Origin of the sequence: Streptomyces sp. NPDC003038 (genome assembly GCF_040611115.1) — a bacterium.
Lineage (GTDB): Bacteria > Actinomycetota > Actinomycetes > Streptomycetales > Streptomycetaceae > Streptomyces.
On record NZ_JBEXNN010000011.1, the window covers coordinates 124,725 to 144,914 of the forward strand.

Here is a 20,190-nt window from a genome sequence, read left to right on the forward strand (position 1 = left end):
CCGGGCCCTTCCGTGTCCCTGCCGCGTGCGCCGCCGCCGCGGCGGCTACTCCGTCTTGATGGCCGTCAGCATGTTCAGCCGGGCGGCGCTGCGGGCCGGCCACATGGCCGCCAGCACGCCGACCAGTGCGGCCAGCAAGAGGAAGACACCGATCCGGTCGTACGGGAGGACCAGCTCGTAGCCGGGGACCGACTTGCTGAAGGTGGTGCCGCCGGCCCAGGCGAGGAAGACGCCGATGGCGACGCCGAGCACCGCGCCGAAGAGCGAGATCACCACGGACTCCAGGCGGATCATGTTCTTGACCTTGCCGCGGTCCAGACCGACCGCCCGCAGCATGCCGATCTCCTGGGTCCGCTCGAAGACGGACATGGCCAGGGTGTTGACCACGCCGAGGACCGAGATGATCAGAGCCATGCCGAGCAGGCCGTACATGATGTTCAGCGACATGTTGATCATGCCGCCCATCTCGTTGCGCATGTCCTGCCGGGTGGCGACGCTGATGGCCGGGTTGTTGCCCAGCGCGTCGATGACCGCCTTCTCGCTCGCCTTCGAGTCACCACCGGTGGTGTTCACGTAGACCTCGGGGATGTACGGGTCCTCGCTGTGCGCGCTCAGGATCTTGTCGTCGATGACGTACGGGGACAGCAGCCCTTCGAGGTCCTTGTAGACGGCGCCGACCTTCAGCTCTGCCTTGGTGCCGTCGTCGTACTGGACCGGGAGGGTGGAGCCGACGAGAAGGTTCTGCTTGCGCGCAGTCTTCTCGGCGACCGCGATCTCGCCCCGGCCGAGGCTGTCGAGCCGGCCGCTGAGGACCTCGATGTTCAGCAGGTCGCCGATCGCGGCGGGGTTGACGCCCGAGGCCGACCGGAAGTCCTCGCCGACCCTGAAGTAGCCGGCCGTGTGCGGGGAGACCGCCTTGATGCCGGGGGCCTTGGCGAGGGTCTGCGCCACCGACGGGTCCAGGCCGCCCATGCCGCCGGACATGGAGACCTTGTAGTCGGCCTTGAGCTTGTCCGTGCTCATCCGGTCCACGGCCTTGCCCATGGTGATGCCCATGACCGACATGGCGGTGACCAGGGTCAGACCGATGGCCAGCGAAGCGGCGGTGACGGCGGTGCGGCGGGGGTTGCGGACCGCGTTCTGCGCGGCCAGCTTGCCAGGCACACCGAAGACGCGCTCCAGCAGGGGACGGACGGCCGCGATGACCGGCCGGGAGAGCAGCGGCAGCAGCACGATCAGGCCGAGCATCAGGAAGAACCCGCCGCCGGCCACCACGTAGCGGCCGTCGCTGCCCATGGAGACCCCGAGGAAGGTGATGCCGAGGCCGGCCAGGCCGAGCAGGATGCCGAACACGTTGCGCAGCACCAGGGACTTCGTGGTGGCCGGCAGGTGGGCGCTGCCCATGGCGGCGACCGGCGGGATCCGGCCCGTCCGCCAGGCGGGGACCAGGGCCGCGAGGGTGGTGACGACGACACCGATGATCAGGGCGGTGACGATGGTCCCCGGGGCGATGACGAGGTCACCGGCCGGGATCTTGGCCTCCAGGGACTCCATCAGGACGCGCATGCCGACCGCCAGGCCGATGCCGCTGACCAGGCCGATGAGGGCGGAGACGAGGCCGACGACGCCGGCCTCCGCCAGTACCGAGCGCATGACCTGGGCGCGCTTGGCGCCGACGGCGCGCAGCAGGGCCAGTTCCTTGGTGCGCTGGGCGACCAGCATGGTGAAGGTGTTGTAGATCAGGAAGACGCCGACGAAGAGCGAGATGCCCGCGAAGATCAGCAGCGCTGTGCTGAAGCCGCTCATCTCCTTCTCAATGTCCTTGGCCTGCTGGGCGGCGAGCGCGGTGCCCGTCTGGGCCTTGGTGCTGTCGGCGTCGAGCAGCGGCTTGATGTCGGCCAGCAGTTGGTCGGCGGAGGCGCCGTGCGCGGCGCTGACCGAGAGCTCCTGGTAGAAGCCGGGCTGGAGGTAGAGCTGCTGGGCGACGGCGGTGTCGAACAGGACCAGGCTGCCGCCCGCGTTGACGGCGCCGTCCTCGGTGGTGAAGACGCCGGTGAGGGCGTACTCCTTAACCGGGCCGTTGGTGGCGACGCGGACCTTGTCGCCGACCTTGTACTTGCCCTTGTCCGCGGTCTCCTTGTCGAGGGCGATCTGGTCGGCCTTGGCCGGTCCGGAGCCCTCGGTGAAGGTGTAGCGCGGGTCCTTGCCGTTCTTGGCGGGGGCGTGGTTGGAGCCCTTGTTGGCCCAACCGGAACCGATCAGTTTGCCGTTCTCGTCGCCGACGCCGGCGAAGCCGGAGACCCGGCCGGAGACGGTGTCGACTCCGCCGAGGCCCTTTATCTTGTCGAGGGTCTGCTGGCTGATGCCGGGCTCACCCTGCTTCTTGCCGTCCTCGTCGCGGCTCTGGCCGTACGAGGTGACGGAGACGGCGACGCCGTCGTAGCTCTTGGCGGACTGGCTGGAGAGGGCCTTGCTGAGGGTGTCGGTGAAGACGAGGGTGCCGGAGACGAAGGCGACGCCGAGGGTGACGGCAAGGACCGTCATCAGCAGTCTGGCCTTGTGCGCGAGGACGTTGCGCAGGGCGGTACGGAACATGGTGGAGGAGTCCAGAGGTCGGGGTGGCTCGGCGCGACCGGAGAATCAGCGCAGGACGGACGGGAGGCGCGGCTGCCGCGGCTGGTGGCGTGGCCGGCGCCTCAGCTGGTGCGGCCCTTGGCGTCGAAGGCCTTCATGCGGTCCAGCACGCCGTCGGCGGTGGGGCTGAGCATCTCGTCGACGATCCGGCCGTCGGCGAGGAAGATGACGCGGTCCGCGTAGGAGGCGGCGACCGGGTCGTGGGTGACCATGACGACGGTCTGGCCGAGCTCGCGCACCGAGTTGCGCAGGAAGCCGAGGACCTCGGCGCCGGAGCGCGAGTCGAGATTGCCGGTGGGCTCGTCGCCGAAGATGATCTCGGGGCGGGAGGCCAGGGCACGGGCCACGGCCACGCGCTGCTGCTGGCCGCCGGAGAGCTGGGTCGGGCGGTGGCTGAGGCGGTCGGAGAGGCCGACCATGCGGATCACGCTGTCGAGCCACTGCTGGTCGGGCTTGCGGCCCGCGATGTCCATGGGGAGCGTGATGTTCTCCAGGGCCGTCAGGGTCGGCAGCAGGTTGAAGGCCTGGAAGATGAAGCCGATCTTGTCCCGGCGCAGCTGGGTGAGCTGCTTGTCCTTCAGGGAGCCGAGCTCGGTCTCGCCGATGCGGACGGAGCCGGCGGTGAAGGTGTCCAGACCGGCGACGCAGTGCATCAGGGTGGACTTGCCGGAGCCCGAGGGGCCCATGATCGCGGTGAACTGGCCCTGGGCGAAGTCCACGGAGACGTTGTCCAGGGCGACCACCTGGGTCTCGCCCTGGCCGTACACCTTGGAGAGGCCGGTGGCGCGGGCGGCCACGGCCTGGGTGGTGTGCGGGGCGTAGTTCATGGTGGTCACGGGAGCGACTCCTCGGGCTGCGGTCTGCGGATCGGCGGGACTTTTCCATCCTCGCCGCGCCCACCCCCGCTCCGGATCAGCCGCGGTGACCGTTCCCCGGCCCACTGGAGTCTGACCGCGGGGGCTCCCGCCTCCTCCTTTGGTATGACGGCGACCCTGATGGACGGGCGCAGGAGCGCGGGGAGGCGGGGGGTGGCGTGCGGGGTGGCGTGCGGGGTGGCGCGGGCCATCGAAATCCCGTCATTCCCGGACCGGCGGGGATCGCCGCCCGGAAGGGGCCAACCGCGCGTTCTCGGGTCTGACGACCCCTCAAGCGCCAATAAAATCAGACAACATCGGAAAGACGGCCGAGTGGTCACGAGGGTGTTACGGATAGGCTCGACCCGGCGTTCAAGGCTTTTCAACGGGGGCCGCCACGCCTGCCCGGATGGTGGAATGCAGACACGGCGAGCTTAAACCTCGCTGGCCTTCGGGCCGTACCGGTTCGAGTCCGGTTCCGGGCACTGGGCAGCTCTCGCCAAGCTTCCTCTTCATCTCGTGCGCTTCGCCGTGCCTTCTCCTAAGATCCTCCTCCAGCAGTAGGGTGCTTTCTTTGCGAGCGCATTACTCTTGATGCAAGGCCGCGCCCGGTGGCCATGGAGGAGTGAGATGAGGAGCAGTAACCCGGTCTTCTCGCGACGGGGGTTCAGCCGCGACAACGGTGGCTACGCGGGGTTTGACGCGCAGCAGCACCAGCAGGCCGGGACCGCCGCCAACCCGTACGCGACGAACCCGTATGCGATCGACCCGACCACGGGCATGCCCCAGGCCCCGGCCGCCGCGAACGCGATGACCATCGACGACGTCGTGAGCCGTACGGCCATGACGCTCGGCACGCTCATCGTGACGGCGACCCTGTCCTGGGTCCTGCTGCCCGTCGACCCGGCCAACATCGGCAAGTCGTACGGCATCGCCATCGGCGCCGCCCTCGTGGCGTTCGTCCTGGCGATGGTGCAGTCCTTCAAGCGCAAGCCGTCCCCGGCGCTGATCCTGGGCTACGCGGCGATCGAGGGTGTCTTCCTCGGCGTCATCAGCTCGGCCACCAGCACCTACATCAGCCCCGGCGTGGTCGTCCAGGCCGTGATGGGCACGATGTGCGTCTTCGCCGCCGTGCTCTTCGCGTACAAGATGCGCTGGATCCGCGTGAACCGCCGCTTCACGGGCTTCGTGATGGCCGCTGCCGTGGGCTTCATCCTGCTCATGGTCGCGAACTCGCTGTTCGCGATCTTCGGCGGCGGTGACGGCCTCGGCTTCCGCAGCGGCGGCCTCGGCATCCTGTTCGGTGTCATCGGCATCATCCTCGGCGCCTGCTTCCTGGCCCTCGACTTCAAGCAGGTCGAGGACGGCGTGGCGTACGGCGCTCCGCGCGAGGAGTCCTGGCTGGCGGCCTTCGGCCTCACCCTGACCCTGGTGTGGATCTACCTGGAGATGCTGCGCCTGTTCTCGATCCTTTCGGGCGACGACTAGCCGGACCGGCGGCCGTCCGACGGCTGCCCGGTCCTGAAGCACGGGGAAGGCCCCGCGAGCGCACCGCTCGCGGGGCCTTCCCGCATCTGCACATAGCTGGACGGAGGAGGGGTCGGAGGGAGGGGGGCGACTGGGGATCGGGGTGCGGGTCGGCTGCTCAGCGGAACCGGCGGGCCGCCCTGCGCAGGTCGTACTCGTGGATGATCGCCTTGGCCTGGCCGTACGACAGCTCGTGCGCGCCGCGCAGCCAGCTGACCTTCTCCTCGAACCGGACCAGGGAAGGGCCCTCTTCGACGGTGCGGAGCCAGTCGGAGAGCTCACGACCGGTGGTCTGCGGGATTCTGTCGATCATGTTGCGGTGGGTCTGCTCGGAGAACTCTACGGACATGGGCGCCTCCGGAGGTATCGCCGTGCTGTGCTGTTCTCTTCACGACACCGTGCCTGAGCGTTCGCCCGTTGGCAATGGTGCCCGCGCCCCGCGTAAGGTCGGCCGGGTGCTCGATACCTCACCCCTGACCGCCGTCGTGGAACGTTTCGCCGACCGGCTGCGGGCCGCTCCGCAGAGCCGGCTCCAGCAGGGGGCCGCCGCCGTGGCGCTGGAACTGGCGCGCGAGCTCTCCGTACGGGCGCAGCGGCTGGAGGGGGCGAGCCGGCTCCGGGAGATGCCCGACGCCGGGATCTTCGTCGTCGGGGACCAGGTGGCGGTGGCGGGGCTCGACCTCGCCGAGGCGCTGCGCACCGCCGCGGAGCCGCAGGCGGGCGCCGCGGCGGGTCCGCGAGCGGGCCCGGACAGCGCCAAGGCCCCGTCCGAGATCCTGGACGAGGCCGTGCGGCTGGTGGAACGGGCGGAAGTCAGAGCGATGCGATGACCCGGTCCGCGAGGATGTAGACGTTGCTGTCGGGATCCTCGGTGTTGCCGCAGGAGAAGGTCAGCGCGTAGGCGCCGGAGATGCCCGAGCCGCCCAGCAGGACCGGCGCGGTACCCGAGCGCAGGGCCTCGGCGAGCCGCTCCGCGGTCTCCCGGTGGCCCGGCGTCATGCACAGCGTGGTGCCGTCGGTGAACACGTACACGTCCAGCGTGCCCAGCGGGCCGGGGCGGACGTCCGCGAGGGCCGTACGGGCCTCCGCGAGCTCCTCCAGGCGGCTGACCGTGCGCTCGTGGTCGGCGCCGGGGTACGAGGCCTGGACCGGGACGAAGTCGGGGTGCGAGGGGTGGCGCCGGCGGGCGGCGGCCAGCTCGGCGGAGTCCTCGGGGTACTCGTCGAGGAGGTCCTCGCCGAGAACCGGCTCCAGACCCACCATGTCGGCCTGCCGGGGCAGGAAGACGGGGCTGTCCTCGCCGAGGCCGGGCAGGCCGCCCAGCAGCGAGGGGGCGTCGGCGGCGTCGCGGGCCTCCTGCGCGGCCCAGAAGGCCCGCGCTTCGGCCAGCTCGCGCTCGCGCTCCTCGGCGAGGGCTTCGGCCACCGCGGCTCGTATCTCCGAGGCGGGGGATTCCGCGCCGCTGCGGGCGTGCGGGACGGTCGCACCGCGAGGGTGAACCGGCGCGGCCAGCTCACCGCGCAGGGCCGTGACCTGCTTGCGCAGTCCGTGGACGGCGTGCAGCGCAGCAGCGCCCACGGCCGTGGCAGCGGCCGTGGTCAGCAGCAGGGCAAGAGACATGGCGCTCACTGACTAACTCCTGATGTGATTCGGTCCCCCGACTTCCTACATCAGAGTGTCCTGGCCTGGGAATGGCGTGCAGTGCATTACGTCACGAATTGGACAGGCCTTTCGTCACACCGGTTCCCCCTTTACACCCTCTGACCTGGTCATATGACACTCCCCCAGGACGTAGGTCACATCCTGGGGGAGATTAGGTCACAGGTCAGCCGCGACGGGGTTGAATCCGATGTCACCACGCCCCGGGGGATCGGCCGGATCCCTTGGGGGCACTGGGGCGCCGCCTCCTGGGGCGCGGCTCGGCCCGGGTCGGGGGTGCGGCTCAGCTCAGCCGCTCGATGACCATGGCCATGCCCTGGCCGCCGCCCACGCACATCGTTTCCAGGCCGAACTGCTTGTCGTGGAACTGCAGGCTGTTGATCAGGGTGCCGGTGATGCGGGCACCGGTCATCCCGAACGGGTGACCGACGGCGATGGCCCCGCCGTTGACGTTCAGCTTGTCCAGGTCCACCCCGAGGTCGCGGTACGAGGGGATCACCTGGGCGGCGAAGGCCTCGTTGATCTCGACCAGGTCGATGTCGCCGATGGTCAGGCCGGCCCGCCGGAGGGCCTGCTGGGACGCCTCGACCGGGCCCAGGCCCATGATCTCCGGGGAGAGGCCGGTGACACCGGTGGACACGATCCGGGCCAGCGGCGTCAGACCCAGGTCGCGGGCCTTGGTGTCGCTCATGATGACCAGCGCCGCGGCGCCGTCGTTGAGCGGGCAGCAGTTGGCGGCCGTGATCAGGCCGTCGGGGCGGAAGACGGGCTTGAGGCCCTGGACGCCCTCCAGGGTCACGCCGGCGCGCGGGCCGTCGTCGGTGGAGACGACCGTGCCGTCCGGGGTGGTGACCGGGGTGATCTCGCGGGCCCAGAAGCCGTTCTTGATGGCCTCTTCGGCGAGGTTCTGCGAACGGACGCCGAACTCGTCCATCTCCTGGCGGGTCACGCCCTTGAGGCGGGCCAGGTTCTCGGCGGTCTGGCCCATCGCGATGTACGCGTCGGGGATCAGGCCGTCCTCGCGCGGGTCGTGCCAGGACGCGCCCTCGCTCTCGGCGACGGCGGCGGTACGGGCCTCCGCCTCGGCGAAGAGCGGGTTGTGGGTGTCCGGCAGGCCGTCGGAGGAGCCCTTCACGGAGCGGGAGACCATCTCGACGCCCGCGGAGATGAAGACGTCGCCCTCGCCGGCCTTGATGGCGTGCAGGGCCATGCGGGAGGTCTGGAGCGAGGAGGAGCAGTAACGGGTGATCGTGCAGCCCGGCAGGTGGTCCATGCCCATCTGCACGGCGACGATGCGGCCGAGGTTGTGGCCCTGCTCGCCACCCGGCAGGCCGCAGCCGAGCATCAGGTCGTCGATCTCGCGGGGGTCCAGCCCGGGGACCTTCGCGAGCGCGGCCTGGATGACCGTGGCGGTCAGGTCGTCCGGGCGGACGTCCTTGAGGGACCCCTTGAAGGCGCGCCCGATGGGCGAGCGGGCGGTGGAAACGATGACGGCTTCGGGCATCGGGACTCCCAGGGGTGCGTTGCGGTTGCGGCTGCGGTGGCGCGGTGGTCGTCGTACCGGGACCGCAAGCGAAGTTACCGCCCCGTACGGTCGAGGTCACCGGCCGGGGCGTGTGATGCGGGCCGCACTCTCGCGCCCGGCCGTCCTCCGCGACCCGGCCGTGCCCCGCATTCCGTGCGCTCAGGACACCGGGGCCTCCGGAGAGGCCGCGGGCGCCTCGGCCGAGGCGCCCGCCGGAAGGTGGGACGGGTCCGGGTCCGTGGCGGGGACCCGGCGGCGCCGGCGGTGCTTGAGCAGGGCCCAGGGGCCGCGGGCCGCGGTGACCTCCGTACCGGCCTGGCCGGCGGCGGCCGACGCGGCCTTGGCCACCGGGAGCATGTCCTCGTCCCGGGACACGTCCAGGCGGTCGGATTCCGGCCACAGCCCGAGCGCAGCGCACAGGGTCGGCAGTACGGCCATGGCGGCGGTCGCGTACCCCTCCGCCGAAGGGTGGTAGGAGTCCGGGCCGAACATCTCGCGGGGATTGGCGGCGAACTCGGGGCCCAGCAGGTCCCCTATGGAGACCGTACGGGCACCCAGCGCGACCACTCCTATGGTCTGTGCGGCGGCCAGCTGGCGCGACACCCGGCGGGCCAGCCAGCGCAGCGGCTGGTACACCGGCTCGATGGTGCCCAGGTCCGGGCAGGTGCCCACGACGACCTCGGAGCCGGCGAGGCGCAGCCGCCGTACGGCCGCGGTCAGCAGCCGCACCGACTGGGTCGGCGGCATCCGGCGCGTCACGTCGTTCGCGCCGATCATGATCACGCAGACGTCGGGCGGTGACGCGTCATTCCCGGCAGCACCGTCGATCAGGAGCCCCACCTGGCGGTCCAGGTCGTCCGACATGGCCCCCGACAGGGCGACGTTGCGCAGCACGACCGGCCGCTCGGCCACGGCGGCCAGCCCGGAGGCCAGCAGGGCGGCCGGAGTCTGCCGCGCCCGCCGCACGCCGAGCCCCGCGGCCGTGGAGTCGCCGAGCATGCCCAGCCGCAGTGGGCCGGGGCTCTGCTCGGGCCCGGAGAACTCGCTCCCGTACAGCCCGTCCGCACGCGGCGGATCGGGCAGGCCGGTGCCCACCGTACGCTTGGCGAACTGCATCTCCGCCAGTACCAGACCCACCGTGGCGGCCCCGACCAGCCCGAGCCCGCCCCCGCCGTACGCTGCCCCCGCCGCGATCCGGCGGGCCGTTCTCGCCCTGGACACCCTTCAGGCCACCTCGCTTCTCTGACTGGGCCTTTGTTGACCTACCTGCCCCGTACGACCGGTCGGTCAATCCCTTTCCGCATACTCTGGCCAGACCTCCCGGAGAACCCGTGGAGTCCCCTCCTTGGAGAACATGGTGCAATTCCACGACTCGATGATCAGCCTCGTCGGCAACACCCCGCTGGTGAAGCTCAACCGTGTGACCGAAGGCCTCCAGGCCACCGTGCTGGCCAAGGTCGAGTACTTCAATCCCGGCGGGTCCGTCAAGGACCGGATCGCCGTACGGATGATCGAGGCAGCCGAGCAGAGCGGAGCCCTCAAGCCCGGCGGCACCATCGTGGAGCCGACGAGCGGCAATACCGGCGTAGGACTCGCCATCGTGGCCCAGCAGAAGGGCTACAAGTGCATCTTCGTCTGCCCTGACAAGGTGTCCCTGGACAAGATCAACGTGCTGCGTGCGTACGGCGCCGACGTCGTGGTCTGCCCGACCGCCGTCGATCCCGACCACCCGGACTCGTACTACAACGTCTCGGACCGCCTCGTGCGCGAGACGCCGGGCGCCTGGAAGCCGGACCAGTACAGCAACCCGAACAACCCCCGTTCGCACTACGAGACCACCGGTCCCGAGCTGTGGCAGCAGACGGACGGGAAGATCACCCACTTCGTCGCGGGCGTCGGCACGGGCGGCACGATCTCCGGCACCGGCGGCTACCTCAAGGAGGTCTCCGGCGGCAAGGTCAAGGTCATCGGCGCCGACCCCGAGGGCTCGGTCTACTCCGGCGGCTCCGGCCGCCCGTACCTCGTCGAGGGCGTCGGCGAGGACTTCTGGCCGACCGCCTACGACCGCAACGTGACGGACGAGATCATCGCGGTGTCCGACAAGGACTCCTTCCAGATGACCCGCCGCCTGGCCAAGGAAGAAGGCCTGCTCGTCGGCGGCTCCTGCGGCATGGCGGTCGTCGCCGCCCTGCGCGCCGCCGAGGGGCTGGGCCCGGACGACGTGGTCGTCGTCCTGCTGCCCGACAGCGGCCGCGGCTACCTCAGCAAGATCTTCAGCGATGAGTGGATGGCCGGGCACGGCTTCCTGGAGGAGGCGGGCCCCGCGGCCCGCATCGGCGACGTGCTCGCGGACAAGGCCGGCGGGATCCCGTCCCTCGTCCACATGCACCCCGAAGAGACGGTCGGCGAGGCGATCGAGGTCCTGCGCGAGTACGGCGTCTCGCAGATGCCGATCGTCAAGCCGGGCGCCGGACACCCGGACGTGATGGCCGCGGAGGTCATCGGCTCGGTCGTCGAGAAGGAACTGCTGGCGGCGCTGTTCGCCCAGCGGGCCTCGCTGGGGGACCCGCTGGAGAAGCACATGAGCGCACCGCTGCCGCAGGTCGGCTCCGGCGAGCCGGTGTCCGAGCTGATGTCGGTGCTCGGCGAGGCCGACGCGGCGATCGTTCTGGTCGAGGGCAAGCCGACCGGCGTGGTCAGCCGTCAGGACCTGCTGGCGTTCCTGGCGCGCGAGGCGAAGTAGCCCGCGACGCGGCCCGGCTCGGCCGTGGTCCGGGCGTCGCGCAAACGGTACGGGCCCGACATGTGACGGCAGCACCGGCTTAACACGCCTCCGGCACAGTGGTGGTCGTCGGCAGGGAGGCCCGGGAAACCGGACCCCCTGCCTGCCCCACCGAACGGCGTTGCGCACCTCCGGAGCGGCTCCCGGACCGCGTGGACGCCACGGACGCGGACGGCCCTGACCCGGCCCGTGTCCCGACGCGGGGACCGCCGTCGTCCCGCCCCCGGGCAACCGGGGTGCGGCGGTCCCCGCGCATGTTCCTCTCCTCACCGCGATTGCGGCGGGGCAGGGTCCCCGCAACGGGCGCCGCACCGGAGCTAGTCGGCGGGGCCTCGCCGGAGGCGCTTGGTCGCGTGGATGAAGTTCACGCCCAGAATGCCGGCCCAGGCGACCAGCAGCCCCGTCAGGCCCTCGTGCGCGGCCCCGATCGCCGAGAGCGGGATCGCCAGCACCAGCGTCACGGCGGCGAAGCCGAACCGCTCGCCGAAGCCGGCGTCCGGCAATCCGGGCCGGCGGCCCGGACCACCGCGGGCGGCGAGCAGGCGTTCCTCCGCGAGCCTGCGCCGGAGCTGGGTGTCGACCTTCTCGACGAACGAGTCCACCAGCGCGGCCTCGTACTCCGGACCCAGCTCCCGCCGGGCGTCCATCGTGGCGTCGAGTTCCTTCTTCAGGTCTTGGGAGTGGGCGTCCATCCCCCCACCGTAGGAACCGCCGCGCGCACCGGCACTGGGGCTAGCCCCCGTATCCGCGTGCCCACGTCCGCGTGGCCCGCCTCCCCGTGCCGGGGCGGCGTCTCGCGGAGCGGCCGCGGCTTGCCGAGCTGCATAACCGCATGCAGAGTGCTCCGTGACTGAATAGTTCAGCGGAACGGAGGGGATGGGGATGAGCGACAGCCCGGCCGCGCGGCTGCAGAAGCTGTTCGAGGGGCACCGGCTGACGCCGACCCAGCGGCGGATCGCGCACTGCATGGTGCGCGGGGCCGCGGAGGTGCCCTTCCTGTCGAGCGTGGAACTCGCCGAGCTGGCCGGCGTGAGCCAGCCGTCGGTGACCCGGTTCGCGGTGGCGCTGGGCTTCGACGGGTACCCCGCCCTGCGGCGGCACCTGCGCGAGGTGGCCCCCGCCGAGCGGGCCGGCGGTGAGCACGAGGACGCGTACAACGAGTACCAACAGGCCGTCCAGGGCGAGATCGAGAACCTGCGGCAGCTGGCGGCGATGCTCGCCGATCCCGCGCCCGTGCAGGAGGCGGGGCGGCTGCTCGCCGCCTCGACCCCGCTGCCGGTGCTCGGGCTGCGGGCGGCGTCCTCGCAGGCGCGCGGGTTCGCGTACTTCGCCGCCAAGGTGCACCCGGACGTACGGCTCCTCGACGAGGGCGGTTCGATGCTCGCCGACCGGATCGACGCGGCGGTCGAGGCCGGGGCGTCGGCGCTGCTCTGCTTCGCACTGCCCCGCCACCCCCGGGAGGTCCTGGAGGCGCTGGAGAACGCCCGGGGGGCCGGCCTGACCGTGGTGACGGTCGCCGACTCGGCCTTCGCCCCCGTGGCCCGCCACTGCGACCTGCTGATTCCGGCGCCGGTCGGGACCGGGCTGGCCTTCGACACGGCGTGTGCGCCGATGCTGTTGGGGCGGGTGCTGCTGGAGGCGATGGCGGACGCCCTGCCGGACGCGCAGGCGCGGCTGGAGGCCTTCGACGCGCGGGCCGCCGCGCGGGCGCTCTTCGTCGAGTGACCGCGGGCCGAGCCTCGGCGGTGACCGTGTCCGCCTGACCCGCTACCTGCTGCGGCCTGCGGCGGTGGTCTTCCTGACGCCGGACGACCTCGTCGCGGGCCTGGCGCCTGCCGTGGCCGCCACCTTGTCGGGCTGCTGAGGCGCGGGTCCGGGCGGAGCCCGGGGAGGGGAAGGGCGGGGGGCGGCGGGCCCCGCGCGAGCGGAGAGGCCCCGCGCCCGGAGAGGCCCCGCGCGAGCGGAGAGGCCCCGCGCCCGGAGAGGCCCCGCGCGAGCGGATAGGCCCCGCGCGAGCGGAGAGGCCCCGCGCCCGGGAGAGGCCCCGCGCAAGCGGAGAGGCCCCGCGCGAGCGGACACGGCACGTGCCCCGGCTACAGCAGCGCGTCCCGTACGCCGCCGCCCGCCTCCGTGACGATCTCCGCGAGGCTCTGCGCCGGCCGGGCCAGGGCGAAGCGGACCTCGCCGGCCGGGGTGAGGGTGAAGCCGTGGACCGCCGGGCGGGCGAGGCTGTTGTAGCCGTAGTGGGCCGTGAAGAAGTACGCCCCCGTGTCCGGGACGCCGATCAGGTCGCCCGGGGACAGCCGCGGCAGCTCCCGGGCCGTGGCGAGGAGGTCTCCCGCGAAGCAGGCCGGGCCCGCGATGTCCTGGGCGACGGCGGCGCCGGTCTTCGGGGCGCCCTTCGCGTCGTACGGCAGGATCCGCAGCGGCCAGGCCGCCGGGGCGTAGACCGTGCGGGTCGCCAGCTGGACCCCGGCGTGGGTGAGCGCGATCGGGCGGGCCCCGGAGCTCTTCGTGTACTCGACCCGGGCGAGGACCAGGCCGTGCTTGGCCAGCAGGGACCGGCCGAACTCGGTGACCAGGCCGTAGGAGCCGTCGAAGAGGGCGGGGGCGGCCTCGCGCAGGGCGGCCACGTACTGCGTGTAGGTCGGGGTCTGCGCGTCCGAGGTGAAGTTCACCGGGAGGCCGCCGCCGATGTCGAGGGTGTCGACCTGGCGGCGCCCGGCCGCCGCGTTGATCTCCTCGGCCAGCGCGTGCAGTTCCCGTACCCCTGCCGCGATCAGGGCCAGGGGGACGCCCTGCGAGCCCGAGTGGGTGTGCAGGCGGGTCAGCCACGGACGGTCCACGAAGGCCCGTACGAGCCACTCGCGCGCCCCCGGATCGCGCAGCGCGATCCCGAACTTCGAGGTCGCCGTGGCCGTGGACAGCGCGTCGATCGCGCCCGCGCCGGTCTGCGGGTTGATCCGGATGCCGACCGGGCCGCGCGGGGCGGTGCGTACCGAGGCGATGAGGGCGTCGAGGCGCTCCAGCTCCTGGGGGTTGTCCGCGTTGACGGCGATGCCGTCGGCGAGGGCCTCGCTCAGTTCGGCCGCGGTCTTGGCGGGGGAGTCCAGAACCGTCCGCCCGGGCGGGACGCCGGCCGCGCGGGCCAGGGCCAGCTCGCCGGGGCTGGCCACCTCGCAGCCGAGCCCGGAGCCGGCGAGCAGCCGCAGCACCGGGACCAGGGGGGCGGCCTTCACCGCGAAGGCGTGCAGGACAGGGGTGCCGACCGGGAGCGCGGCGGCGAAGGCGCTGGTCAGGGCGGCGGCGGAGGCTTTGATCCCGGCCACGTCCAGCAGGCAGGCCAGGGGCGGCGCCGGGTCCGCCCCGCCCACCAGACCCTGCTCGACCGCGGCCCGTACGGCGAGGTTGCGGCGTGTGGCGGGATCGTGGGTGTGCGTCACCGTGTGCGTCTCGGCAGCCATGTCCGCCATCCCACCACCCGGTGGAGCGGCGCGCAGCTGTTGACTGAATCTATTCAGGGGGCGAGGATGTGAATGGATTGACCAACATCGGAGGAGGCAAAGCCATGTCAGGACCTCGCCCCGTACGGGCCTCGCGCGGTACCGCACTCAGCACCCTGGGATGGCAGCAGGAGGCCGCGCTGCGGATGCTCCAGAACAACCTCGACCCCGAGGTCGCCGAGCACCCCGACAAGCTCGTCGTCTACGGCGGCACCGGCAAGGCCGCACGCGACTGGCGGTCCTACGACGCGATGGTGCGCACCCTCCAGACCCTCAAGCAGGACGAGACGATGCTCGTCCAGTCCGGCCGCCCGGTCGGCGTGATGCAGACCCACGAATGGGCGCCGCGCGTCCTGCTCGCCAACTCCAACCTCGTCGGCGACTGGGCCAACTGGGAGGAGTTCCGCAGGCTGGAGGCCCTCGGTCTCACCATGTACGGCCAGATGACCGCCGGGTCCTGGATCTACATCGGCACCCAGGGCATCCTCCAGGGCACCTACGAGACCTTCGCGGCCGTCGCCGCCAAGAAGTTCGACGGCACCCTGGCCGGGACGATCACCCTGACCGCCGGCCTCGGCGGCATGGGCGGCGCCCAGCCGCTCGCCGTGACGATGAACGACGGCGTCGCGATCTGTATCGACGTCGACCCCCGCGCCATCGACCGCCGCATCGAGCACCGCTACCTGGACGTGAAGGCCGACAGTCTGCGGCACGCGCTCCAGCTGGCCGTCGAGGCGCGCGATGCCCGCAAGCCGCTGTCCATCGGCCTCCTCGGCAACGCCGCCGACCTGCTCCCGCAGATGCTCGCCGAGGGCGCGCCGATCGACATCGTGACGGACCAGACCTCCGCGCACGACCCGCTCGCCTACCTGCCGACCGGCGTCGACTTCGACGACATGGCCACCTACGCCGCCAAGGACCCGGCGGGCTTCACCACCCGCGCCCGCGAGTCCATGGCCCGCCACGTCGAAGCCATGGTCGGCTTCATGGACGCCGGCGCCGAGGTCTTCGACTACGGCAACTCCATCCGCGGCGAGGCCCAGCTGGCGGGCTACGACCGCGCCTTCGCCTTCCCCGGCTTCGTCCCCGCCTACATCCGGCCGCTGTTCTGCGAGGGCAAGGGGCCCTTCCGCTGGGCCGCCCTGTCCGGCGAGGCGTCCGACATCCACAAGACCGACCGGGCGATGCTCGACCTCTTCCCGCAGAACGAGTCCCTCCACCGCTGGATCAAGATGGCGGGCGAGCGCGTCCACTTCCAGGGCCTGCCCGCGCGGATCTGCTGGCTCGGCTACGGCGAACGCGACAAGGCCGGCGAGCGCTTCAACGACATGGTCGCGAGCGGTGAACTGGCCGCCCCGCTGGTCATCGGCCGCGATCACCTCGACTGCGGCTCGGTGGCCTCCCCGTACCGCGAGACCGAGGCCATGCTCGACGGCTCCGACGCCATCGCCGACTGGCCGCTGCTCAACGCCATGGTCAATGTCGCCTCCGGCGCCTCCTGGGTCTCCCTCCACCACGGCGGCGGCGTGGGCATGGGCCGCTCCATCCACGCGGGCCAGGTCACCGTCGCCGACGGCACCCCCCTCGCGGGTGAGAAGATCCGCCGCGTCCTCACCAACGACCCCGGCATGGGCGTCATCCGCCACGTCGACGCGGGCTACGACATCGCCGAGTCGGTTGCGGACGAGCGCGGCGTCCGCATCCCGATGCGCGAGGGTGACTCGGCGTGAGCGACATTCCCTTCCCCGGCGCGGCGCCGCTGCCGGGGGCCCTGCCCCCCGACCCCCGCGCCTCAATCGCCGGCGAAGCCGTGGGCCTTCCGGACGGGACCGGGGGCGCAGCCCCCGGAAACGGAGAAAGGGCGGGGCGGGAAGAAGGCAGCAGCTCGTTCCACGCGATGTGGGCCGAGCTCGCGCCCCTCGGTCGCGACGCCGACTCCGGCGGATACCGGCGGTACGCCTGGACCGGCGCGGATCGGGAGTGCCGCGCATGGTTCCGCGCCCAAGCGGAGGCGCGCGGGCTGGCATACGAGACCGACCGCAACGGCAACCAGTGGGCCTGGCTCGGCGACCCCCTCGCGGGCGACGCCGTGGTCACCGGCTCGCACCTGGACTCCGTCCCCGACGGCGGGGCCTTCGACGGCCCCCTCGGGGTGGTGTCCTCCTTCGCGGCCCTGGACGAACTCCGCCACAGGGGTGCGGAGTTCGCCAGGCCCCTGGCCATCACCAACTTCGGCGACGAGGAAGGGGCCCGCTTCGGCCTCGCCTGCGTCGGCTCCCGGCTGGCCGCCGGACAGCTGACCAAGGAGAAGGCGTACGCACTCCGCGACGCCGAGGGCATCAGCCTGCCCCGGGCCATGGAGGCCGCCGGATACGATCCCGACGCCATCGGGGCCGACCCCGAACGCCTCGCCCGGATCGGCGCCTTCGTCGAGCTGCACGTGGAGCAGGGCAGGGCCCTCGACCTGTCGGGGGACTCCGTCGGCATCGCCTCCGCGATCTGGCCGCACGGCCGCTGGCGGTTCGACTTCCACGGCGAGGCCAACCACGCCGGCACCACCCGTCTCGTGGACCGCCGCGACCCGATGCTCACCTACGCGGCGACCGTGCTGGCCGCCCGCACCGAGGCGGCCCTCGCCGGAGCCGTCGCCACCTTCGGGAAGATCGCGGTCGAGCCCAACGGCGTCAACGCGATCCCCTCCCTGGTGCGCGGCTGGCTCGACTCGCGCGCCGCCGACCAGGCCACCCTCGACACGGTCGTCACGGCCATCGAGAAGGCCGCCCGCGAACGCGCCGACCGGGACGGCATCGACCTGGGAATCGTCCGGGAGTCCTTCACCCCGGTCGTCGAATTCGAGCACGCCCTGCGCGACGAGCTGAACCGGATCCTGGGTGGCGCCCTGCCCCTCCTCGGCACCGGGGCGGGACACGACGCCGGCATCCTCTCCGCCTCCGTCCCGACCGCGATGCTGTTCGTGCGCAACCCCACCGGCGTCTCCCACTCCCCGCGTGAATTCGCCGCCGAGGACGACTGCGTGGCCGGTGTCCTCGCCCTCGCCGACGTACTGGAAGGTCTCGCGTGCCGCTGACCGCGCACAAGGCGCACAAGACGTACTGGCTGGAACACGCCTGGCTCGGCACCCGTGTCGAGCCAGGCGTCGCCCTGGCCGTCTCGGACGACGGCCGGATCGCCGCCCTGAACAACGGAGTCCCCACCCCGCCCCCAGGCGCGGAGATCCTGCGCGGCCTGACGCTTCCCGGCCTGGCCAACGCGCACTCCCACGCCTTCCACCGGGCCCTGCGCTCCACCGTCCAGGTCGGCTCCGGGACCTTCTGGACCTGGCGCGACGTCATGTACGGGGTCGCCCAGAACCTGACCCCCGACAGCTACTTCGCGCTCGCCCGCGCCGTCTACGCGGAGATGGCGCTGGCCGGCATCACCAACGTCGGCGAGTTCCACTACGTCCACCACGCCCCCGGCGGTACCCCCTACGCCGACCCCAACGCGATGGGCGAGGCACTGATCGAGGCCGCCGCCGCGGCGGGCATCCGGATCACCCTCCTCGACACCGTCTACCTCTCCTCCGGCTTCGGAGAGGCCCCGAACCCGCACCAGCTGCGCTTCTCCGACGGCACCGCCGACGCCTGGGCCGAACGCGCGAGCGCCCTGCGGCCCCGCGAGCACGCCCTGATCGGCGCCGCGATCCACTCGGTCCGCGCCGTGCCCGCGGACCAGCTCGCCACCGTGGCCCGCTGGGCCGAGGAACGCCGGGCCCCCCTGCACGTGCACCTCTCCGAGCAGACCGCCGAGAACGACGCCTGCCAGGCCGCCCACGGCCGCACCCCCGCCCAGCTCCTCGCCGACCACGGCGTGCTCGGCCCGCGCACCACCGGCGTCCACAACACGCACCTCACCGACGCCGACATCGCCCTCATCGGCGCCACCGCCACCGGCACCTGCATGTGCCCCACCACCGAACGCGACCTCGCCGACGGCATCGGCCCGGCGACCCGCCTCCAGCACGCGGGCAGCCCGCTCTCCCTCGGCAGCGACAGCCACGCCGTGATCGACCTGTTCGAGGAGGCCCGCGCGATGGAGCTGAACGAGCGCCTGCGCAGCCGCACCCGGGGCCACTGGACGGCGAACGCGCTGCTGGCCGCGGCCACCGCCGACGGCCACGCGGCCCTCGGCCGGCCCGACGCGGGCCGCCTGGAGCCCGGCGCGCCGGCGGACTTCACCACGATCGCCCTGGACTCCGTCAGGACCGCGGGCCCGCTGCCCCGGCTGGGCGCCGAGACGGCCGTATTCGCCGCCTCCGCGGCGGACGTACGCCATACGGTCGTGGGCGGTCGCCACATCGTCCGCGACGGAGCGCACACCCTGGTCCCGGACGTCCCCGCGGCCCTGGCCGAATCCATCGCAGCCCTACGCGGCCCACACGGCCGAAGGAGCGCCCCAGCATGAGCACCACCACGGTCATCACCAACATCGCCGGCCTGGTCACCAACGACCCCTCCCTCGGTGACGGTTCCCCTCTCGGTCTGATCCAGGACGCGGCGGTCGTCATCGACGGCGACCGCATCGCCTGGGTCGGTGAATCCAGCAAAGCACCCGCCACTGACAACGCCTTCGACGCCGCCGGAAGGGCGGTGATCCCGGGCTTCGTCGACTCCCATTCGCATCTGGTCTTCGCGGGCGACCGGACCGCCGAGTTCAACGCCCGGATGTCCGGACGCGGTTACTCCGCGGGCGGTATCCGCACCACCGTGGCCGCCACCCGCGCCGCCACCGACGCCGAACTCGAAGCCAACCTGGTGCGCCACCTCCACGAGGCCCGCCGCCAGGGCACCACCACCTTCGAGACCAAGTCCGGCTACGGCCTCACCGTCGCCGACGAGGCCCGGTCCCTGCGCATCGCCGCCGCGCACACCGAGGAGGTCACCTACCTCGGCGCGCACATCGTCTCCCCCGACTACGCGGAGGATCCCGCCGCCTACGTCGACCTCGTCACCGGCGAGATGCTGGCCGCTTGCGCCCCGTACGCCCGCTGGGTCGACGTTTTCTGCGAGAAGGGCGCCTTCGACGGGGACCAGGCCCGCGCGATCCTCACCGCGGGCGCCGCGGCCGGGCTGATCCCGCGGGTCCACGCCAACCAGCTCACCCACGGCCCCGGCGTGCGGCTCGCGGTCGAGCTCGAAGCCGCCTCCGCCGACCACTGCACCCACCTCACGGACGCCGACGTGGACGCCCTCGGCCAAGCCGCGGCCACCACCGTCGCGACGCTGCTGCCCGGCGCCGAGTTCTCCACCCGCGCCCCGTGGCCCGACGCCCGCCGCCTCCTCGATGCCGGTGCCACCGTCGCGCTGTCCACCGACTGCAACCCCGGGTCCTCCTACACCAGTTCCATGCCGTTCTGCATCGCGCTCGCCGTCCGTGACATGCGGATGACCCCCGACGAGGCCCTCTGGTCGGCCACCGCGGGCGGCGCCCGCGCCCTGCGGCGCACCGACATCGGAACCGTCACCCCCGGCGCCCGCGCCGACCTGGCCCTCCTCGACGCCCCCAGCCACGTCCATCTCGCCTACCGCCCCGGCGTCCCGCTGGTCTCCGGCGTCTGGCAGCGAGGCGTACGCGCGGCCTGACCGCCGCTGACCGCCGACCGCCGACGGCCCACCGCCGCCCCTGACCGCCCGCCGCGACGGGGCG

At 72.3% G+C, this 20,190-nt stretch carries 16 protein-coding genes and 1 tRNA gene; 9 read left to right on the plus strand and 8 right to left on the minus strand.

Annotation, left to right across the window (positions count from 1 at the left end):
* Positions 1–45 precede the first annotated feature (45 nt).
* Together ABZX75_RS16595 and ABZX75_RS16600 are read right to left on the minus strand one after the other, a co-directional pair.
* The gene (locus ABZX75_RS16595; protein ID WP_355410916.1) at positions 46–2,595 is read right to left on the minus strand and encodes an FtsX-like permease family protein; all 2,550 of its coding nucleotides are present in this window, start codon (positions 2,593–2,595) and stop codon (positions 46–48) included.
* A 101-nt stretch (positions 2,596–2,696) separates the two neighbouring features.
* The gene (locus ABZX75_RS16600) at positions 2,697–3,461 is read right to left on the minus strand and encodes an ABC transporter ATP-binding protein (protein ID WP_355411051.1); all 765 of its coding nucleotides are present in this window, start codon (positions 3,459–3,461) and stop codon (positions 2,697–2,699) included.
* A 430-nt stretch (positions 3,462–3,891) separates the two neighbouring features.
* Here ABZX75_RS16600 and ABZX75_RS16605 point away from each other — a divergent pair.
* Positions 3,892–3,973, plus strand: a tRNA-Leu gene (locus ABZX75_RS16605).
* Between the two features lie 145 nt (positions 3,974–4,118).
* Entirely contained in the window at positions 4,119–4,976 is an 858-nt protein-coding gene (locus ABZX75_RS16610) for a Bax inhibitor-1/YccA family protein (RefSeq protein ID WP_355410918.1), read from the plus strand.
* A gap of 157 nt (positions 4,977–5,133) precedes the next feature.
* On the opposite strand, the gene ABZX75_RS16615 is transcribed toward ABZX75_RS16610, so the two are convergent.
* Positions 5,134–5,364 carry a DUF4287 domain-containing protein gene (locus ABZX75_RS16615; RefSeq protein WP_355410920.1) on the minus strand — a complete coding sequence of 77 codons (231 nt, stop codon included), beginning with the start codon at positions 5,362–5,364 and terminating at the stop codon, positions 5,134–5,136.
* Positions 5,365–5,470: 106 nt separating this feature from the next.
* Between ABZX75_RS16615 and ABZX75_RS16620 the strand changes: the two genes are divergently transcribed.
* Positions 5,471–5,845 carry a hypothetical protein gene (locus tag ABZX75_RS16620; RefSeq protein ID WP_355410922.1) on the plus strand — a complete coding sequence of 125 codons (375 nt, stop codon included), beginning with the start codon at positions 5,471–5,473 and terminating at the stop codon, positions 5,843–5,845.
* Here the strand turns inward: ABZX75_RS16620 and ABZX75_RS16625 are convergent.
* From ABZX75_RS16625 to ABZX75_RS16635, 3 genes are all read right to left on the minus strand, one after another.
* Positions 5,829–6,635, minus strand: a complete 807-nt coding sequence (locus tag ABZX75_RS16625; RefSeq protein WP_355411053.1) for a hypothetical protein — start codon at positions 6,633–6,635, stop codon at positions 5,829–5,831. The genes ABZX75_RS16620 and ABZX75_RS16625 overlap by 17 nt on opposite strands.
* Positions 6,636–6,957: 322 nt before the next feature.
* Positions 6,958–8,178: an acetyl-CoA C-acetyltransferase gene (locus ABZX75_RS16630; RefSeq protein WP_355410924.1), complete on the minus strand. Its 1,221-nt coding sequence runs from the start codon at positions 8,176–8,178 to the stop codon at positions 6,958–6,960.
* Between the two features lie 180 nt (positions 8,179–8,358).
* The gene (locus ABZX75_RS16635; RefSeq protein ID WP_355410926.1) at positions 8,359–9,420 is read right to left on the minus strand and encodes an SGNH/GDSL hydrolase family protein; all 1,062 of its coding nucleotides are present in this window, start codon (positions 9,418–9,420) and stop codon (positions 8,359–8,361) included.
* 136 nt (positions 9,421–9,556) lie between these two features.
* Between ABZX75_RS16635 and ABZX75_RS16640 the strand changes: the two genes are divergently transcribed.
* Positions 9,557–10,942 carry a cystathionine beta-synthase gene (locus tag ABZX75_RS16640; protein WP_355411055.1) on the plus strand — a complete coding sequence of 462 codons (1,386 nt, stop codon included), beginning with the start codon at positions 9,557–9,559 and terminating at the stop codon, positions 10,940–10,942.
* Between the two features lie 356 nt (positions 10,943–11,298).
* On the opposite strand, the gene ABZX75_RS16645 is transcribed toward ABZX75_RS16640, so the two are convergent.
* Positions 11,299–11,673 (minus strand): hypothetical protein, encoded by a 375-nt coding sequence (locus tag ABZX75_RS16645; RefSeq protein ID WP_355410928.1) that lies wholly within the window; start codon positions 11,671–11,673, stop codon positions 11,299–11,301.
* A gap of 190 nt (positions 11,674–11,863) precedes the next feature.
* Here ABZX75_RS16645 and ABZX75_RS16650 point away from each other — a divergent pair, with 190 nt between their 5' ends.
* Positions 11,864–12,706, plus strand: a complete 843-nt coding sequence (locus ABZX75_RS16650) for a MurR/RpiR family transcriptional regulator (RefSeq protein WP_355410930.1) — start codon at positions 11,864–11,866, stop codon at positions 12,704–12,706.
* Between the two features lie 368 nt (positions 12,707–13,074).
* On the opposite strand, the gene ABZX75_RS16655 is transcribed toward ABZX75_RS16650, so the two are convergent.
* Positions 13,075–14,445 carry a diaminopimelate decarboxylase gene (locus ABZX75_RS16655; protein ID WP_355410932.1) on the minus strand — a complete coding sequence of 457 codons (1,371 nt, stop codon included), beginning with the start codon at positions 14,443–14,445 and terminating at the stop codon, positions 13,075–13,077.
* A 104-nt stretch (positions 14,446–14,549) separates the two neighbouring features.
* Here ABZX75_RS16655 and hutU point away from each other — a divergent pair, with 104 nt between their 5' ends.
* The 4 genes from hutU (at position 14,550) to hutI (ending at position 20,126) form a co-directional block, all read left to right on the plus strand.
* On the plus strand, positions 14,550–16,214 hold the full coding sequence (gene hutU, locus ABZX75_RS16660; RefSeq protein WP_355410934.1) for a urocanate hydratase: 1,665 nt from the start codon (positions 14,550–14,552) through the stop codon (positions 16,212–16,214).
* 167 nt (positions 16,215–16,381) lie between these two features.
* Positions 16,382–17,572, plus strand: a complete 1,191-nt coding sequence (locus ABZX75_RS16665; RefSeq protein ID WP_355411057.1) for an allantoate amidohydrolase — start codon at positions 16,382–16,384, stop codon at positions 17,570–17,572.
* Positions 17,569–18,948: a formimidoylglutamate deiminase gene (locus ABZX75_RS16670; RefSeq protein WP_355411059.1), complete on the plus strand. Its 1,380-nt coding sequence runs from the start codon at positions 17,569–17,571 to the stop codon at positions 18,946–18,948. The genes ABZX75_RS16665 and ABZX75_RS16670 overlap by 4 nt, the downstream gene beginning before the upstream one ends.
* Positions 18,945–20,126, plus strand: coding sequence for an imidazolonepropionase (gene hutI, locus ABZX75_RS16675; RefSeq protein WP_355410936.1), 1,182 nt, complete (start codon positions 18,945–18,947; stop codon positions 20,124–20,126). The genes ABZX75_RS16670 and hutI overlap by 4 nt, the downstream gene beginning before the upstream one ends.
* The last annotated feature ends 64 nt before the right edge of the window (positions 20,127–20,190 follow it).

What these genes read in the sequence shown, in the direction of transcription:
- ABZX75_RS16630 (WP_355410924.1), bottom strand. Translation starts at nt 8,178, where the DNA reads ATGCCCGAAGCCGTCATCGTTTCCACCGCCCGCTCGCCCATCGGGCGC.
- ABZX75_RS16650 (WP_355410930.1), top strand. Translation starts at nt 11,864, where the DNA reads ATGAGCGACAGCCCGGCCGCGCGGCTGCAGAAGCTGTTCGAGGGGCAC.
- ABZX75_RS16610 (WP_355410918.1), top strand. Translation starts at nt 4,119, where the DNA reads ATGAGGAGCAGTAACCCGGTCTTCTCGCGACGGGGGTTCAGCCGCGAC.
- hutI (WP_355410936.1), top strand. Translation starts at nt 18,945, where the DNA reads ATGAGCACCACCACGGTCATCACCAACATCGCCGGCCTGGTCACCAAC.
- ABZX75_RS16595 (WP_355410916.1), bottom strand. Translation starts at nt 2,595, where the DNA reads ATGTTCCGTACCGCCCTGCGCAACGTCCTCGCGCACAAGGCCAGACTG.
- ABZX75_RS16615 (WP_355410920.1), bottom strand. Translation starts at nt 5,364, where the DNA reads ATGTCCGTAGAGTTCTCCGAGCAGACCCACCGCAACATGATCGACAGA.
- ABZX75_RS16665 (WP_355411057.1), top strand. Translation starts at nt 16,382, where the DNA reads ATGTGGGCCGAGCTCGCGCCCCTCGGTCGCGACGCCGACTCCGGCGGA.
- ABZX75_RS16600 (WP_355411051.1), bottom strand. Translation starts at nt 3,461, where the DNA reads ATGAACTACGCCCCGCACACCACCCAGGCCGTGGCCGCCCGCGCCACC.
- hutU (WP_355410934.1), top strand. Translation starts at nt 14,550, where the DNA reads ATGTCAGGACCTCGCCCCGTACGGGCCTCGCGCGGTACCGCACTCAGC.
- ABZX75_RS16645 (WP_355410928.1), bottom strand. Translation starts at nt 11,673, where the DNA reads ATGGACGCCCACTCCCAAGACCTGAAGAAGGAACTCGACGCCACGATG.
- ABZX75_RS16655 (WP_355410932.1), bottom strand. Translation starts at nt 14,445, where the DNA reads ATGGCTGCCGAGACGCACACGGTGACGCACACCCACGATCCCGCCACA.
- ABZX75_RS16625 (WP_355411053.1), bottom strand. Translation starts at nt 6,635, where the DNA reads ATGTCTCTTGCCCTGCTGCTGACCACGGCCGCTGCCACGGCCGTGGGC.